The following is a 15,522-nucleotide window of genomic DNA, read 5'->3' on the forward strand; positions in this document are numbered from 1 at the left end:
GGGCGGCGCGGTGGGGGACGACGGGCTCGGCTGGGTCGTGCATGGCGGTGGCGTGCCCGTCGTGGCGGTCGGGCCGGTGGCGGGCGCTTTCCTCCTTCGCGGCGGTGCGGGGCGGATGGGGGCGCCTGCCTCCGGGCACCTCCCACAAGGGGCTCGACGCGGGGCCTGGCGGCCGCCCGGCCGACGGGAGTTGGGTCGCTGCCACGGGAGTGGGCCCTCCTGCTGATGCGTGGAGCGGACGCGTGAACGCGCTCCGCCGGTCCCCCGTCGGTATCAACGACGCTCAGGGCGGTGGATCACGGCCGTAGGGCAGATCGCTTGGCGGGACGGGAACCGCGCACCCGGCTGTGACCGTCTTACCCTCCACCGGCATAGTGGGGGATCACCTTGTGCGGGGCGGCGCCGTGGCAGGCCCACCGCACAGCGTCAGCAGTCGAGAGCCTCTCAGGGGGAATTCCACCGATGCGTTCCATAGCCCGAACCGCCGTGGCGGCGGCAGCCGCCGCAGTGCTGGCGATGACCGCCGCCGCCTGCGGTCCGGAGGACGACAACGCGGGCCCCAGTCCGTCCGCCTCCTCGGATCAGCAGAGCACGGCGGACATCTCTCTGCCGGACGACTTCGACCAGGCGTTGAAGGATCTGCACATCGATCTCGACAAGTGGAAGAAGGGCGCCTGGGACAACTGGGACAAGGACAAGTGGCTCCGGGAGGCCGGGCAGTTCATCAACCCGATCATCAAGGACCTGTGGAAGCCGGACCGGATGAAGGATGCTCAGGAGCCCGACAAGCCGGTCGAGGAGGAGGACCTCTCCGGCGACCAGGGCGTCACCGACCCTGATCCGGCTCCGGTGGACGCCCAGGAGGTCGACGCCCCGTACAGCGCGGCGGTCCCCGAGGCGGGCAAGGTCTTCTTCGACGGCCCCGAGGGGGCCATGGTCTGCTCGGCGACCGTGGTCCAGGACCCGGCGCACCCGGGCAAGTCGAATCTGGTGTGGACCGCCGGCCACTGCGTGCACGCCGGTGCGTCCGGCGGCTGGTACAAGAACCTCGCCTTCGTCCCCTCGTACAACGCCGCGGGCAAGTCGGCGGCCGAGCTGGAGCACGCCACCCGCGAGGAGCTGGCGCCCAAGGGCGTCTGGTGGGCGGACTGGGCGCAGACCTCCTCCCAGTGGATCGACATGGGTGCCAGTGTGGGCGGCAAGGGTGCCCCGTACGACTTCGCGGTGCTGCACGTGAAGCCCGAGGGGGGCAGCGGCCAGTCCCTGGAGGAGGCGGTCGGCGGGGCGCTGCCGGTCAACTTCGACGCTCCGCAGGTGAAGTCGATCAGCGGTATCACGGCCACCGGCTACCCGGCCGCGCCGCCGTTCGACGGCCAGAAGATGTACCAGTGCGCGGACCGGCCCGGCCGGCTCTCGCTGGACAGCGCGCAGCCCACGATGTACCGGATCGGCTGCCGGATGACGGCGGGCTCCTCCGGTGGCGGCTGGGTCGCCAAGGGCCCGGATGGCAAGCTCGCGCTGGTCTCCAACACCTCGATAGGCCCGAACACGGCCACCTGGCTGGCCGGACCGCACCTGGGGCCGGAGGCCAAGGGGGTCTACAACGCGGTGAGCAAGAAGTTCGCCGGGAGCGGCTCCTAGGGGGCGCCGCCCCGCGTCCGGTGAGTCGGCGGCTCAGCGGGCGTGTCCGTGGAACGCCGAAAGGCCCGCCCCGAGGGGCGGGCCTTTCGGCGTTCCGGTGCCCGCGCCGTCAGGCGGAGGCGGGGACGAACGGCTGGAGCTCGGCGGCCAGCTCCTGGTGCACCCGGGCCTTGAGCAGGGTGCCCTCCCCGGTGTGCTCCTCGGAGAGCACCTCGCCCTCGGCGTGAGCCCGGGCGATCAGCTTGCCGTGGGTGTACGGCACCAGGGCGGACACCTCGACCTCGGGCCGCGGCAGCTCCTGGTCGATCAGGGCCAGCAGCTCATCGATGCCCTGGCCGCTGCGGGCGGACACCGCGATGGAGCGCTTCTCGACCCGCAGCAGCCGCTGCAGGACGACCGGATCGGCCGCGTCCGCCTTGTTGATCACCACGATCTCGGGCACGTCCAGGGCGCCCACGTCACGGATGACCTCGCGCACCGCGGCCAGCTGCTCCTCCGGGACGGGGTGCGAGCCGTCCACCACGTGCAGGATCAGGTCGGCGTCGCCGACCTCCTCCATGGTGGAGCGGAACGCCTCGACCAGGTGGTGCGGCAGGTGCCGGACGAATCCGACGGTGTCCGCGAGGGTGTAGGTCCGCCCGCTGGGCGTCTCGGCCCGGCGGACGGTCGGGTCCAGGGTGGCGAACAGCGCGTTCTCCACCAGCACGCCCGCGCCGGTGAGCCGGTTGAGCAGGGAGGACTTCCCGGCGTTGGTGTAGCCGGCGATGGCGACCGAGGGAACCTTGTTGCGCCGCCGCTCCTGCCGCTTGATGTCGCGGCCGGTCTTCATCTCGGCGATCTCCCGGCGCATCTTGGCCATCTTCTCGCGGATGCGCCGCCGGTCGGTCTCGATCTTGGTCTCACCGGGACCGCGGGTGGCCATGCCGCCGCCCGAGGAACCGGAGCCACCGCCACCCATCTGCCGGGACAGCGACTGGCCCCAGCCGCGCAGCCTCGGCAGCATGTACTGCATCTGTGCCAGGGAGACCTGGGCCTTGCCCTCTCGGGACTTTGCGTGCTGGGCGAAGATGTCCAGGATCAGGGCGGTCCGGTCGACCACCTTGACCTTGACGACATCCTCCAGGTGGATCAGCTGCCCCGGGCTGAGCTCACCGTCGCACACCACGGTGTCGGCCGCCGTCTCCAGCACGACGTCCCGCAGCTCCTGGGCCTTGCCGGAGCCGATGTAGGTGGCCGGGTCGGGCTTGTCGCGGCGCTGGATGACACCGTCCAGCACCAGGGCGCCGGCGGTCTCGGCGAGCGCCGCCAGCTCGGCCAGGGAGTTCTCTGCGTCCTGGACCGTGCCGGACGTCCACACGCCGACGAGTACGACCCGCTCCAGGCGGAGCTGGCGGTACTCGACCTCGGTGACGTCCTCGAGCTCGGTGGAAAGGCCGGCGACCCTGCGCAGCGCGGCCCGCTCGGAGCGGTCGTACTGGTCGCCGTCACGCTCCTCGTCGATCTCCTGACTCCAGGCGACGTCCTCTTCCATCAGGGCGTCGGCCCGAAGGCTGTCGGCGAGTCGCTGCCGTTCCTGCGGAAGGGAAGAGGAGAAGGTCAATGCGATCCTTACGTCGTGGGAAGCTGTCGGTGTTCCGATATCGGTCCTGCTGGGACAACGTCCGGCGCGGTCCGAGGATTCCCGGGGCGCCGCCGCGTCGCCACCTGACGATGGTCCCATGCCCCAGGCCGCGCGTCACTCGGGTTTCGGGGTGCCCGCCGCCGTGTCCTCCGCGGTCGGCTTCCAGTCGGGGTGGCCGGGCATCGGGGGCGTCTTCGTCCCGTACAGCCAGGGTCGCAGGAAGCCGGACAGGTCGCGGCCGGCGGTGCGCGAGGCCAGCCGGATGAAGTCGGCGGTGCCGGCCGTCCCGTCCCGGTGGCGCCGCACCCACTCCCGCTCCAGGCGCTCGAACGCGGGGCGGCCGATCTCCTGCCGCAGCGCGTACAGCGCCAGCGCGGCGCCGTCGTAGACCACCGGTTGGAAGATCGCGACCTGGTGGCCCGGGTCGGCCGCCTTGAGCCGGGCGGGCGGCCCGGCCTGGGCGCGCCAGGCGTCCGAGTGCCCGTAGGCGGCCCGCATCCGCTTCTCCAGCGAGGGCCCGCCCACCCGCTCGGCGTAGAGCGCCTCGTACCAGCTGGCATGGCCCTCGTTGAGCCACAGGTCGGACCAGCTGCGCGGGCTGACGCTGTCGCCGAACCACTGGTGGGAGAGTTCGTGCAGCATGACCGACTCGACGTACCAGCGGGGCAGTTTGGCGGTGGTGAACAGGTCGTGCTCGAACAGCGACAGGGTCTGGGTCTCCAGCTCGAAACCGGTGCTGGCCTCGGCGACCAGCAGCCCGTAGTTCTCGAAGGGATAGCGGCCGAGCCGGTGCTGGAGCCAGGACAGCTGCTCGGGGGTGCGGCGCAGCCACGGGTCGAGCTCGGCCCGCCGGGCGGTGGGGACCACGTCGCGCAGGGGCACCCGGCCGGGTCCGGTGTGGCGGACGACGGTGGAGCGGCCGATGGACAGCTGGGCCAGCTCGGTGGCCACCGGGTGTCCGCTGCGGTAGACCCAGGTGGTCTGGGCGCCGTGCCGGTGCCGGCTCAGCCGGTGTCCGCCGGCCACCACGGTGAGGTCCTTCGGGGCGGTGACCCGGAAGGTGAGGCCCGCCTTGTCCGAGGGGTGGTCGTTGCAGGGGAAGACGCGGTGCGCCGCGTTGGCCTGGTTGGCCATGACCAGCCCGTCCTGGGTCCGCACCCAGCCGCCGCGGGCCGGGCCGCGCGGGTCGCTGGTGTGCCGGACGACGACCTTGAAGCGGTCTCCGGAGCGCAGCGGGGACCGAGGGGTGATCACCAGGTCCTGGTCGGCGGTGGCGAAGGAGGCGCGCCGCCCGTCCACCGTGATGGACCGCACGGTGCCGTGGGTGAAGTCCAGATTGAGCCGGTGCAGGCCGGCGGTGGCCCGCGCGCTGATCGTGGTCACCGCGTCCAAGGGCCGGTCGTTGCCGTGGTACCGGAGGCCGATGTCGTAGTTCAGGACGTCGTAGCCGGGGTTGCCAAGGTACGGGAAGAGCCGGTCACCGATGCCCAGTGGCTTGGGCGGTGTGGAGGGGGCGGCGGCGAGGGCGGCCAGCGCGGCGACGCCCAGGGCGAGGCTGCGGTGGACCGCCCGGCGGCGAGCGGAGGTGTGCGGCATGCGCTACCGGTACCAGCGTCCACTCGACGCCACGCGGTGCGGAGGCCGGATTCCACTCGATCGGGGCCGCCGGCGGTGTCGGCGCGACGGGCGGCGGGTGGTCAGCCGCCGGCGGGCGCCGTGTGCCGGCCGGACCGGGTGACGTCGTAGACCCCGGGCACCCGGCGCATGGCGCGGATCAGCTGCTGCAGCCGGCCGGCGTCCGGCAGTTGGAGGGTGTAGGTGTGCCGCACCCGCTGCTCGTACGGGGGTTCCACGGCCGCGGAGACCACGGCCGCCCCCTCGGCGGCGATGGCCTCGGTGAGGTCGGCGAGCAGGTGGGGGCGGCTGAACGCCTCGGCGCAGAGGGTCACCCGGTAGTCGGCGGCCACCGGGTCGGTGTCCCGGGTCCGCCAGCGCACGCCCACCTGCCGGCGGCCCGCCGCGGCCATCCGGGCCCCCGCCGGGCACTCGGCGCGGTGGACGGTGACCGCGCCGCCGCGCACCGCGAACCCGGTGACCTCGTCCGGCGGCACCGGGGTGCAGCAGCCGGCCAGCCGCACCGGGGCGCCGGGCAGATCGGTGATCGCGCCGGGCTCGCGGCGGTCCGCGCCGGCGGGTCCGGCGCTGACCGGTCGGTCCGGTGCGGGGCCGGCGGCGGCCGGTCCGTCCGCGGGGGCCGGGTGGGCGGCCAGCCACCGGGTGATGGCGATCCGCGCGGCCGGGGTACGGGCGTGGTCGAGCCACTGCGGGGACGGGCCGGAGGCGGCGGCCTCGCGCGCCATCAGCAGTTGCAGGGTGTCCCCGTCGCGCAGCACGGTGCCCAGGGAGGCGAGCCGGCCGTTGACCCGGGCGCCGATGCAGGCGTGGGCGGCCTCGCCGTGCTGGGCGTAGGCGGCGTCCACGCAGCTGGCGCCGGCGGGCAGGCCCAGGGTGCCGCCGTCGGCGCGGAAGACGGTGATCTCCCGGTCCTGGGCGAGGTCGTCGCGGAGCGAGCTCCAGAAGGCGTCCGGGTCGGGGGTGGCGCGCTGCCAGTCGAGCAGCCGGGAGAGCCAGCCGGGGCGGGTGGGGTCGGTGCGCTCGCCGTCCGGGGCGGCGCCGGGGTCGCCCGCGCCGGGCGCGTACGGATTGCCGAGCGCCACCACGCCGGCCTCGGCCACCCGGTGCATCTGGTGGGTGCGGATGAGGACTTCGGCCACCCTGCCGTCCGGGCCCGCCACGGCGGTGTGCAGCGACTGGTAGAGGTTGAACTTGGGGACCGCGATGAAGTCCTTGAACTCCGCGATCACCGGGGTGAAGCAGGTGTGCAGCTCGCCCAGGACCGCGTAGCAGTCGGCGTTCTCGGCGACCAGGACCAGGAGCCGTCCGAGGTCGAGCCCGGTCAGTTCGCCGCGTTTGACGCGCACCCGGTGGACGGAGACGAAGTGCCGCGGCCGGACGGCTACTTCGGCGGCGATGCCCGCCTCGTGCAGCACGGCGCGCACCTCCTCGGCGACCTTGGCCAGCGGGTCCGGGCGGCCGGCGTGGTCGTGGACCAGCTCCCGGGTCCGCAGGTACTCCTCGGGGTGGAGGATGGCGAAGGCCAGGTCCTCCAGCTCGGTCTTGAGGGCCTGGACCCCGAGCCGTTCGGCGAGCGGGATCAGCACGTCGCGGGTGACCTTGGCGATCCGGGCCTGCTTCTCCGGCCGCATCACGCCCAGGGTGCGCATGTTGTGCAGCCGGTCGGCGAGCTTGATGGACATCACCCGGACGTCGTTGCCGGTGGCGACGAGCATCTTGCGGAACGTCTCGGGCTCGGCGGCGGCACCGTAGTCGACCTTCTCCAGCTTGGTGACGCCGTCGACGAGGTAGCGGACCTCCTCGCCGAACTGCTCGCGCACCTGATCCAGGGTCACATCGGTGTCCTCGACGGTGTCGTGCAGCAGGGAGGCCGTCAAGGTCGTGGTCTCGGCGCCGAGTTCGGCCAGGATCAGGGTGACCGCCAGCGGGTGGGTGATGTACGGCTCGCCGCTCTTGCGCGTCTGGCCCCGGTGCGAGGACTCGGCCAGGACGTACGCCTGCCGCAGCACATCGAGCTCGGCGCCCGGGTGGTGGCCGCGGTGCACCTTGGCGATGTGTTCGATGGCGTCCGGCAGCCGGTCCCGGGAGGCCGGTCCGAGCAGGGCGCTCCTGCCGAACCGGCGGATGTTGTGCAGATCGATACGGGGGAGGCCGCGCCTGCGGCCGAGCGCGGCGTGTTCCGTGGCCTCTGCGCTCATGGGGCACCTCCGGCAGGGTAGACCGGCGTGGGCTCGCCCCGGGGGCCGGTGCTTGATGCTACCGAGCCCACCACGCACGGCCGACCGGCTCTCGCCGGGAGTGAAACGGATCACCCATTCGAGCGAGTTATTTCCGCGGAAACTCGGTTACGGGCGGAGGGCCGGCCGCAGCCTCAGTCGAGATCGCCCCGCCAGGCGGGGTCCAGGACGCCCTCGGCGACGATCACGGCGGGGCCGGTCATCTCCACGGTGCCGTCCGGCAGCTCGCTGATCACCAGGCTGCCGCCGAGCACGTCCACGGTGTACGTGGCGGGGACGCCGGTGACCGCCGGGTCCGCGCCGTCCCGGCGGGCGGCGGCGACCGCCACCGCGCAGGCGCCGGTGCCGCAGGACCGGGTCTCCCCCGAGCCCCGCTCGTGGACCCGCATGGCCACATGGCCCGGGCCCCGGTCCACGACGAACTCGATGTTGACGCCGCTCGGGTAGACCTCCGCGGGCTGGAAGAGGGGCTCGGAGCGCAGCTCGCCCGCCTGCGCCAGGTCCTCGACGAAGGCGACCGCGTGCGGGTTGCCCATGTTCACGTTGCGGGCGGGCCAGCTGTGCTCGCCGACGGTGACCGTGACCTGCTCCGAGGGGAGCCGCACGCGCCCCATGGCGACCGTCACGGAGCCGTCCTTGGCCAGGTGCGCCCGCTTGACCCCGGCCCGGGTGGCGATCGCCACATCGCCGTACGGAGCGAGCCCGGCGTGGTGCAGGTAGGCCGCGAACACCCGGGTGCCGTTGCCGCACATCTCGGCGATCGAGCCGTCGCTGTTGCGGTAGTCCATGAACCACTCGGCCTCGCCGGCCAGCTCCCGCACCTCGGGGTGGGCCGCGGTCCGCACCACGCGCAGCACCCCGTCGCCACCGATCCCGGCGCGGCGGTCGCACAGCCGGGCGACGTCGGCGGCGGTCAGGTCCAAGGTGCCGTCCGGGTCGGGAACGATCACGAAGTCGTTCTCGGTGCCGTGGCCCTTGAGGAAGCGGAGGGGTCGCGTACTGGTCACCCTTCGATCTTACGGGGCCGCCGGCGGTTCGCCCGTTCGCGCGGGCGGCGGGGCCCTCAGCGCAGCCGGGCGACCCGCCAGATCGCCAGCGCCGCCAGCATGGCCACGATCGCGACGTAGAGCAGCACGAACCGCCAGTCCGGTCGGCGTCCGGAGCCGCGCGGCGGCAGTCCGGGCCAGGTGTAGCCGACCCGCCGGGCCGCCATCAGCCCCCAGCCGGCCGCGCAGCAGCTGAGCAGCAGGCCGAGCATGGCCACCACCGCGCCGCCGTCGCCGAACTCGAAGGCCAGCGGGAAGGCGAACATCAGGGATCCGAGGATGGCCAGGGCCACGATCGGGGCGATCTGCCAGATCCGCATCCGGCGCGGCGGGCGCAGGTCGCGGAAGGACTCGCGCGGCTTGGCCGGGGCGTCGTCCTCCGGGTCGCCGTCCAGGCCGACCGGGTCGTCCAGCAGCCCCTCGCCGACGGGCTCGCCGGGCGCGTTCTCCGCGTCGGGCGACTGGGGGAGCAGCGTCTCCGGTTCACCCGGCTGCGGTGAAGTGTCGCGAGGGCCGGCCTCCATCGCCACCCGCCCTCCCAACTCCAGATACGGCACGATCGAGGTCGATGATGGCATGGGGACGGGGGCGCCATTGACAACCGGAGCGTCCCGATGCCATCACGTGATCAGGCTGTGACCGCTCGTTCGACCAACGCCAGCGCCCGGGCCTGGAGTTCCTCCCGGTCGGCGGCGGCGCCGCTGAGCCAGTGCACCCGGGGGTCGCGGCGGAACCAGGAGTCCTGGCGGCGTGCGAAGCGCTTGGTGGCGCGCACCGTCTCGGCGCGGGCCGCGTCCTCGGTGCACTCGCCCGCCAGCGCGGCGAGCACCTGCTGGTAGCCGAGCGCGCGGGCGGCGGTGCGGCCCGAGCGCAGGCCTTCCGCTTCCAGTCGGCGCACCTCCTCGACCAGTCCGGCCTCCCACATGCGGTCCACTCGCCGGGCGATCCGCTCGTCGAGTTCCGGCCGGGCGACGTCGACGCCGATCTGCAGGGTGTCGTAGACCGCCTCGTGGCCGGGGAGGTTGGCGGTGAAGGGGCGGCCGGTGATCTCGATGACCTCCAGGGCGCGCACCACCCGCCGACCGTTGCTCGGCAGGATGGCGCGGGCGGCCTCGGGGTCGGCGGCGGCCAGCCGGGCGTGCAGGGCGCCGGGGCCCCGCTCGGCCAGCTCGTCCTCCAGCCGGGCCCGTACCCCGGGGTCGGTGCCGGGGAACTCCAGCGCGTCGATGGCGCCGCGGACGTACAGCCCGGATCCGCCGACCAGCACGGGGGTGCGGCCCTCGGCGAGCAGCCGGTCGATCTCGGCTCGGGCCAGCCGCTGGTACTCGGCGACGCTGGCGGTCCAGGTGACGTCCCAGATGTCCAGCAGCCGGTGCGGTACGCCCCCTTGCTCGGCGGCGGTCAGTTTGGCGGTGCCGATGTCCATGCCGCGGTAGAGCTGCATGGAGTCGGCGTTGACGACCTCGCCGCCGAGGTGGCGGGCCAGGGTCACGCCCAGGTCGGACTTTCCGGCCGCGGTGGGCCCGACGACGGCGATGACTCGGGGAGGAGGAACTGCGCTGTTCACGGGAACAGTCTCGCAAACACCGCGGTGGCTCCTCGAACGAGCGACGTGACGGACCGGCGGCGGGGTCGTTGCCCGTTCGGAGGTTCCGTGGGCCGGTTGCAGGCACCGGATCGACGAGCGGCGCATTGGGGCGCCCCGCGCAGCACGGGATTTCGCCCACACGAGTAGGGTAGGGAGTAGCTAATGGGCGTATTTGCACGGTTTCGCCGTCGTAAGTCCGATGCGTCAACCGAGGAGGTCGCCGCCAGCACTCGGACGGAGGAATCGGCGGTCGCCGACTCTGACGACGCCGTGGAGGCGGCGGAGCCGGACGGGAAGGCGCCGGCCGGTGAGGGCGTGGAGATTCCCAAGCAGCCGAGCGCCGATGAGGCGGCCGACAGCGAGGCCGGCGAGAGCGCCCGCCAGTAGTTCGCTGATCAGGGAAGGTGGCTCATGGGCTTGCTGGACACTCTCAAGGCCAAGACCGGTCGGGTGAAGGACAAGGCCGGCGATTTCGTGCAGCAGCACGAGGACCAGATCGGACGAGGGCTCGACAAGGCCGCCAGGAAGGTCGACTCCACGACCAAGGGCAAGTACAGCGATCGGATCGACTCCGGCACCGGCAAGGCCAAGGACGCCATCGGCCGCCTCTCCCGCAAGGACACCGGCGGTACCGGCACGGGGCCCGCCCCTGGGGCCTGACCTCGGCCGACCTCGAGACGGTGGCCGCGGAGCACACGCTCCGCGGCCATCGCCGCGTGCGTCATCCCCCGGCGGGGGGATCGGTGAGCGGTACGCCCACCGCACGGCCGCCGGGCGTCGCCGGGCGGTCCTCAGGTCCAGACGGCGGTGAAGTAACCCACGCCGTACGGCGCCTCCTCGTGGAGCAGGCCGCCGGTCAGCGCCGCCCCTTCGGCCGCGCCCGCCAGTACCTGCCACGGCGCCCGGCCCGCCACCCGCAGTTCGCCCGCCAGGCCGGCGTCCAAACCGGCCAGCGCCGCGGTGTCGGCCGTGCCCAGGGCGCGTGCCACCGCCGCGTCGAAGGCGGTCGCGCGCTCGTCCAGATAGCCCGGGGCCTTCAGGGTGCGGCAGGCGCTGCCGTCGCCCATCACCAGCAGGGCGAGCCGGTCGGCACCGGTCGCCAGCTCCCGTCCCCGCCGGGCGCAGTCCGCCGCGGCCAGCGACTCGGGCACCCCGAGCCCCTCCACCGGCGCCGCGGCCCAGCGGGCGCCCTCCAGCAGCCAGGCGGCCACCGCCAGGGAAGGCGGCAGCTCCCGGCTCCGCTCCGGCTCGCCCTCGCCCAGCCGGACGGCCAGCTCCACCCCGAAGCCCCGGAAGGATCCCGCGGTTCCCTGCGGATACCGGTCCTCGGCGTCCTGGGCCACCGGGCCGAGGACGACCAGCCGGTCGGGCCGGGCCGCGGCGAGCACCGCGACCGCGTCACGGCAGGCGGCGCGCAGCGGGTCCAGCTCCGGTGCCGCCCCGGCGGCGACCTCGGGCACCAGCAGCGGCGGGCAGGGGCATACGGCGGCGGCTACGAGCATGATCGGCACCTTACAAGGCGAGGGGTGGCCGGCGGCCCGGGATCAGGGCAGGTCGCCGCGTCGGAGCCAGGAGGGGGTGACCGGCACGCCGTCCGCGTCGAGGGGAACCTCCGGCTCCGGCGGGGGCGCCTCGCTGTCGTACAGCAGCTCCGCCACCGTGTAACGGGTCTGGATGCCCTCCCTGACGATCATCAGGAAACCGTCCTCCTGGCGGAAGAACCGGACCCGCGGCGTGCGCCGCCCGGGGGCGGGGATGCGCTCCCGGGCGTGCCGCTCCAGCTCCCGCAGGGCCGACTCGCGGGTGCCCTCGGCGTAGCCCAGGACGGTCGCCGTCCAGCTCCTCCCCTCGCCCCAGCGCTCACTGGTCTCGGCGATCAGCCCCCACCGGGCCATGGGACGTCCCCCCCCTCGGTCGTCAGTCGCAGCCGCAGCCCGCCGCCGGTGCCGGGCTCGGGGCCGGGGCGCCGATGGTGGGCAGGCCCAGCATCACACCGGCCGGCTGCTGCGCCGGGGCCGCGTTCCGCTTCTCCCAGGCGTCGCCGGCGCGGGTGCGCCGTACCGCCAGGGGCGGGCCCTCGGCGAGCAGGTGGTGCGGGGCGGCGTAGGTGATCTCCACGGTCACCATGTCACCCGGGCGCACCGGTTCCGCGGGCCGCTCGAAGTGCACCAGCCGGTTGTCGGGGGCGCGGCCGGACAGCCGCCGGGTGGCGTCGTCCTTGCGGCCCTCGCCCTCGGCGACCATCAGCTCCAGGGTGCGGCCGACCTGCTTCTTGTTCTCCTCCCAGGAGATCTCCTCCTGGAGGGCGACCAGCCGCTCGTAGCGCGCCTGGACGACCTCCTTGGGGATCTGCCCGTCCATCTCGGCGGCCGGGGTGCCGGGCCGCTTGGAGTACTGGAAGGTGAACGCCTGGGCGAACCGGGCCTCGCGCACCACGTGCAGGGTCTGCTCGAAGTCCTCCTCGGTCTCGCCGGGGAAGCCCACGATGATGTCGGTGGAGATGGCGGCGTGCGGGATGGCGGCGCGCACCTTCTCGATGATGCCCAGGAAGCGGTCCTGGCGGTAGGAGCGGCGCATCGCCCGCAGCACGGTGTCCGAACCGGACTGCAGCGGCATGTGCAGCTGCGGCATCACGTTCTCGGTCTCGGCCATGGCCGCGATGACGTCGTCGGTGAAGTCGCGCGGGTGCGGCGAGGTGAAGCGGACGCGCTCCAGGCCCTCGATCCGGCCGCAGGCGCGCAGCAGCTTGGAGAACGCCTCCCGGTCGCCGATGTCCGAGCCGTACGCGTTGACGTTCTGACCGAGCAGGGTGATCTCGGTGACGCCCTCGGCGACCAGCGCCTCCACCTCGGCGAGGATGTCGCCGGGGCGCCGGTCCTTCTCCTTGCCGCGCAGCGCCGGCACGATGCAGAAGGTGCAGGTGTTGTTGCAGCCGACGGAGATCGAGACCCAGGCCGCGTACGCCGACTCACGGCGGGTGGGCAGCGTGGAGGGGAAGGCCTCCAGCGACTCGGCGATCTCGACCTGCGCCTCTTCCTGGATCCGGGCGCGCTCCAGCAGCACCGGCAGCTTGCCGATGTTGTGGGTGCCGAACACCACGTCCACCCAGGGGGCGCGCTTGACGATGGTGTCGCGGTCCTTCTGCGCCAGGCAGCCGCCGACCGCGATCTGCATCCCGGGCCGCTTGGCCTTCATCGGGGCCAGGCGGCCGAGGTTGCCGTAGAGCCGGTTGTCGGCGTTCTCCCGCACCGCGCAGGTGTTGAAGACGATGACGTCCGCCTCGCCCTCCGCCGTGCCTTCGGGCGCCCGCACATAGCCGGCGCCCTCCAGCAGGCCGGACAGCCGCTCGGAGTCGTGGACGTTCATCTGGCACCCGTAGGTGCGCACCTCGTAAGTCTTCGCACTCATCTCAGTCGACCAGGGTACGTGTTCGTCTCACCCCCTCGCCTCTCCCTTGTCGGAGCGAGTGCTGGCAGGATCTGGGCCATGTCCGACGTATCCCCGCGCTCCCGCCGCCGCGCGCTCCAGTCCGCGACCGCCGCCGTGGTCGTGGCGCTGCTGCTGTGGTGGCTGCTGCCACTGGGCGGCACCTCGCGGCCGTCCGGCCGGGTGGTGCTGTCCACCGGCGTGTCCACCGGCGTGTACGAGAAGTACGGCACGCTGCTCCGCGCCGATCTGCGCCGGGACCTGCCGGACGTCACGGTGCGGCTGCTGCCCAGCCAGGGCTCGGTGGACAACGTGCAGCGGCTGGTGCGCGGGGACGCCTCGTACGCGATCGCCACCGCCGACGCGGTCGCCACCTACACCGCCGAGGGCGGACCGGGGGCGGACCGGCTGCGCGCCTGCGCGCGGCTGTACGACGACTACATGCACCTGGTGGTGCCCCGCGACTCCGCGGTGCGCTCGGCCCGCGATCTGCGGGGGCTGCGGGTCGGGGTGGGCGAGGACCGCTCGGGGGTCCAGCTGATCACCCGGCGGCTGCTGACCGCGGCGGGCCTGGGCATGGGTGACATACGGGCCCGGCGGGTGGGCATCGACCGGATGACCCGGTTGACGCGGGAGGGCAAGTTGGACGCCTTCTTCTGGTCCGGCGGGCTGCCGACCGCGGCCCTGCAGGACCTGTCGGAGCGGATGCCGGTGCGGCTGGTGCCGCTGGCCGACCTGATCGAGCCGCTTCATCGGCAGGGCGAGCGGAGCCGCTACTACCGGGCGGCGGTGATGCCCGCGGACGCCTATCCGCGGATGGGGCTGGGCGGCGAGGCGGTGAAGACCATCGCGGTGGCGAACCTGCTGGTGACCACCGACCGCGCGGACACCCGGCTGACCGAGCAGCTGACCCGCACGGTGATCCGCAGTCGGGACCGGATCGGGGCGGAGGTGCACGCGGCGCAGCGGGTGGACCTGCGGACCGCGGTCTTCACCGACCCGCTGCAGCTGCACGCGGGGGCGGCCCGCTACTACCGCTCGGTCAAGCCCTAGGAGGCGCTGCGCCGGGGTCCCGGCCGGTCACTCGGAAGGGGCGGTCCGGGGCAGGGTGATGGTCACCCGCAGGCCGGTGGGCTCGTGCGGCGCGAAGGAAAGGGTGGCTCCGCCGGCCGCGAGCAGGGCGCGGGAGATGGACAGTCCCAGTCCGGACCCGGAGACGTTCTGGTGCCGGTTGGAGCGCCAGAAGCGGTCTCCGACCCGGGTCAGCTCCTCCTCGGTCAGCCCGGGTCCTCCGTCGGTGACGGTGACGGTGACCGTCTCCGCCTCCGGTACGACGGCGACCGCCACCGTGACCTCGGCGCCGGCCGGGGTGAACTTGAGCGCGTTGTCGACCACCGCGTCCAGGGCGCTGGACAGGGCGATCGGGTCGGCCCAGCCGGTGGCCGCCTTGGGGCCGGCGTACTCCAGGCCGACCCCCTTCCGCTCGGCGAGGGTGAGCCAGGCACCGACCCGGTCCGCGGCGAGTTCGGCGATGTCGGTACGGGACGTCTGGGCGGTGGCGTGTTCGGCCGTCGCCAGGTCCAGCAGGTCGTCCAGCACCTGGGCCAGCCGCTTGCCCTCGGTACGCACCGAGGCGATCTCCTGGTGGCCGTCCGGGAGGTCCAGGGCGAGGAGTTCGATGCGCAGCAGCAGCGCGGCCAGCGGGTTGCGCAGCTGGTGGGAGGCGTCGGCCACGAACGCCCGCTGCTGCTCCAGCACGTCCTCGACGTTGTCGGCCATCTCGTTGAACGAACGGGCCAGGCGGCGCAGTTCGGGCGGGCCCGAGTCGGCGGCCACCCGGGAGTTCATCCGGCCGGTGGCGATGCCGTGGGCCGCGGCGTCCAGGACGCCCACCGGGCGCAGGACCCAGCGGGTGAGCCGGATGGCGGCGGCCACCGCGACCAGCATGGCCGCCGCCTCGCCGGCCGCGATGAGGAACCAGCTGTGCAGGATGCGCTTGCGCATCGGGCCGGTGGGCGAGTCGGTGACCACGACATAGACCACATCGCCGTCGCGGACCACCGGGGAGGCGACGGTGAGCCGGTCCCGCTGCCCGGGCCAGACCTGGCTCGGGTCATGGCTGCGGCGTCCGGCCAGCGCTTCGGCGAAGGCCTGCGCGCCCTCCCCTTCGGTGGGCAACCGCCAGTCGCCGGGCGCCTGGGCCAGTGGTGAGCCGTCGCGCCGGAAGACGCCGACCCGGATGCCGTACACCTCGTAGTAGCGGTTCAGGTCGTCCTGGAGGGTGGTCAGCCGCTCGTCGGCCGGGGCGTCGGGGATGGTCGGGGGCTC

General features: G+C 73.5%; 14 protein-coding genes. 4 read left to right on the forward strand and 10 right to left on the reverse strand.

From position 1 onward, the window contains the following. Nucleotides 1-462 precede the first annotated feature (462 nt). Entirely contained in the window at nucleotides 463-1,641 is a 1,179-nt protein-coding gene (locus tag E4099_RS16820) for a trypsin-like serine peptidase (protein ID WP_135339885.1), read from the forward strand. A 109-nt stretch (nucleotides 1,642-1,750) separates the two neighbouring features. Here the strand turns inward: E4099_RS16820 and hflX are convergent, their stop codons facing one another. From hflX to miaA, 6 genes are all read right to left on the reverse strand, one after another. After that, complete coding sequence (gene hflX / locus E4099_RS16825) at nucleotides 1,751-3,241, reverse strand: GTPase HflX (RefSeq protein WP_135339886.1); 1,491 nt, start codon at nucleotides 3,239-3,241, stop codon at nucleotides 1,751-1,753. Nucleotides 3,242-3,376: 135 nt separating this feature from the next. Then, nucleotides 3,377-4,858 carry a M1 family metallopeptidase gene (locus E4099_RS16830; protein WP_135339887.1) on the reverse strand — a complete coding sequence of 494 codons (1,482 nt, stop codon included), beginning with the start codon at nucleotides 4,856-4,858 and terminating at the stop codon, nucleotides 3,377-3,379. A 101-nt stretch (nucleotides 4,859-4,959) separates the two neighbouring features. Then, nucleotides 4,960-7,095: a RelA/SpoT family protein gene (locus tag E4099_RS16835; protein ID WP_135339888.1), complete on the reverse strand. Its 2,136-nt coding sequence runs from the start codon at nucleotides 7,093-7,095 to the stop codon at nucleotides 4,960-4,962. A gap of 173 nt (nucleotides 7,096-7,268) precedes the next feature. After that, nucleotides 7,269-8,141 (reverse strand): diaminopimelate epimerase, encoded by an 873-nt coding sequence (gene dapF / locus E4099_RS16845; RefSeq protein WP_135339890.1) that lies wholly within the window; start codon nucleotides 8,139-8,141, stop codon nucleotides 7,269-7,271. 56 nt (nucleotides 8,142-8,197) lie between these two features. After that, nucleotides 8,198-8,704, reverse strand: a complete 507-nt coding sequence (locus E4099_RS16850; RefSeq protein WP_135339899.1) for a hypothetical protein — start codon at nucleotides 8,702-8,704, stop codon at nucleotides 8,198-8,200. Nucleotides 8,705-8,808: 104 nt separating this feature from the next. After that, nucleotides 8,809-9,747 (reverse strand): tRNA (adenosine(37)-N6)-dimethylallyltransferase MiaA, encoded by a 939-nt coding sequence (miaA, locus tag E4099_RS16855; RefSeq protein WP_135339891.1) that lies wholly within the window; start codon nucleotides 9,745-9,747, stop codon nucleotides 8,809-8,811. Nucleotides 9,748-9,930: 183 nt separating this feature from the next. Here miaA and E4099_RS16860 point away from each other — a divergent pair, with 183 nt between their 5' ends. Together E4099_RS16860 and E4099_RS16865 are read left to right on the forward strand one after the other, a co-directional pair. Beyond that, nucleotides 9,931-10,155, forward strand: coding sequence for a gliding motility protein (locus E4099_RS16860; RefSeq protein WP_135339892.1), 225 nt, complete (start codon nucleotides 9,931-9,933; stop codon nucleotides 10,153-10,155). 24 nt (nucleotides 10,156-10,179) lie between these two features. Next, on the forward strand, nucleotides 10,180-10,428 hold the full coding sequence (locus tag E4099_RS16865; RefSeq protein ID WP_135339893.1) for an antitoxin: 249 nt from the start codon (nucleotides 10,180-10,182) through the stop codon (nucleotides 10,426-10,428). 131 nt (nucleotides 10,429-10,559) lie between these two features. On the opposite strand, the gene E4099_RS16870 is transcribed toward E4099_RS16865, so the two are convergent. The 3 genes from E4099_RS16870 to miaB are packed head-to-tail and all read right to left on the reverse strand — an operon-like array spanning nucleotide 10,560 to nucleotide 13,176. Beyond that, nucleotides 10,560-11,270 (reverse strand): class III extradiol dioxygenase subunit B-like domain-containing protein, encoded by a 711-nt coding sequence (locus E4099_RS16870; RefSeq protein ID WP_135339894.1) that lies wholly within the window; start codon nucleotides 11,268-11,270, stop codon nucleotides 10,560-10,562. A gap of 42 nt (nucleotides 11,271-11,312) precedes the next feature. Continuing rightward, entirely contained in the window at nucleotides 11,313-11,663 is a 351-nt protein-coding gene (locus E4099_RS16875; protein WP_135339895.1) for a hypothetical protein, read from the reverse strand. A gap of 22 nt (nucleotides 11,664-11,685) precedes the next feature. Then, on the reverse strand, nucleotides 11,686-13,176 hold the full coding sequence (gene miaB, locus E4099_RS16880) for a tRNA (N6-isopentenyl adenosine(37)-C2)-methylthiotransferase MiaB (protein WP_135339896.1): 1,491 nt from the start codon (nucleotides 13,174-13,176) through the stop codon (nucleotides 11,686-11,688). Nucleotides 13,177-13,254: 78 nt separating this feature from the next. On the opposite strand from miaB, the gene E4099_RS16885 reads away from it, so the two are divergent. Further along, on the forward strand, nucleotides 13,255-14,247 hold the full coding sequence (locus tag E4099_RS16885) for a TAXI family TRAP transporter solute-binding subunit (protein ID WP_135339897.1): 993 nt from the start codon (nucleotides 13,255-13,257) through the stop codon (nucleotides 14,245-14,247). A 27-nt stretch (nucleotides 14,248-14,274) separates the two neighbouring features. Here E4099_RS16885 and E4099_RS16890 read toward each other — a convergent pair. Further along, a partial coding sequence (locus E4099_RS16890) for a sensor histidine kinase (protein WP_135339898.1) occupies nucleotides 14,275-15,522 on the reverse strand: 1,248 nt, incomplete at its 5' end.

It is taken from the genome of Streptomyces palmae (assembly GCF_004684805.1).
In the GTDB taxonomy this organism is placed as follows: Bacteria; Actinomycetota; Actinomycetes; order Streptomycetales; family Streptomycetaceae; genus Streptomyces; species Streptomyces palmae.

Bases quoted from the DNA above. Each gene is read 5' to 3' on its own strand.
- miaB (WP_135339896.1), bottom strand. From the start codon at position 13,176: ATGAGTGCGAAGACTTACGAGGTGCGCACCTACGGGTGCCAGATGAAC.
- E4099_RS16830 (WP_135339887.1), bottom strand. From the start codon at position 4,858: ATGCCGCACACCTCCGCTCGCCGCCGGGCGGTCCACCGCAGCCTCGCC.
- E4099_RS16850 (WP_135339899.1), bottom strand. From the start codon at position 8,704: ATGGAGGCCGGCCCTCGCGACACTTCACCGCAGCCGGGTGAACCGGAG.
- E4099_RS16865 (WP_135339893.1), top strand. From the start codon at position 10,180: ATGGGCTTGCTGGACACTCTCAAGGCCAAGACCGGTCGGGTGAAGGAC.
- E4099_RS16875 (WP_135339895.1), bottom strand. From the start codon at position 11,663: ATGGCCCGGTGGGGGCTGATCGCCGAGACCAGTGAGCGCTGGGGCGAG.
- E4099_RS16870 (WP_135339894.1), bottom strand. From the start codon at position 11,270: ATGCTCGTAGCCGCCGCCGTATGCCCCTGCCCGCCGCTGCTGGTGCCC.
- E4099_RS16885 (WP_135339897.1), top strand. From the start codon at position 13,255: ATGTCCGACGTATCCCCGCGCTCCCGCCGCCGCGCGCTCCAGTCCGCG.
- E4099_RS16860 (WP_135339892.1), top strand. From the start codon at position 9,931: ATGGGCGTATTTGCACGGTTTCGCCGTCGTAAGTCCGATGCGTCAACC.
- E4099_RS16820 (WP_135339885.1), top strand. From the start codon at position 463: ATGCGTTCCATAGCCCGAACCGCCGTGGCGGCGGCAGCCGCCGCAGTG.
- E4099_RS16835 (WP_135339888.1), bottom strand. From the start codon at position 7,095: ATGAGCGCAGAGGCCACGGAACACGCCGCGCTCGGCCGCAGGCGCGGC.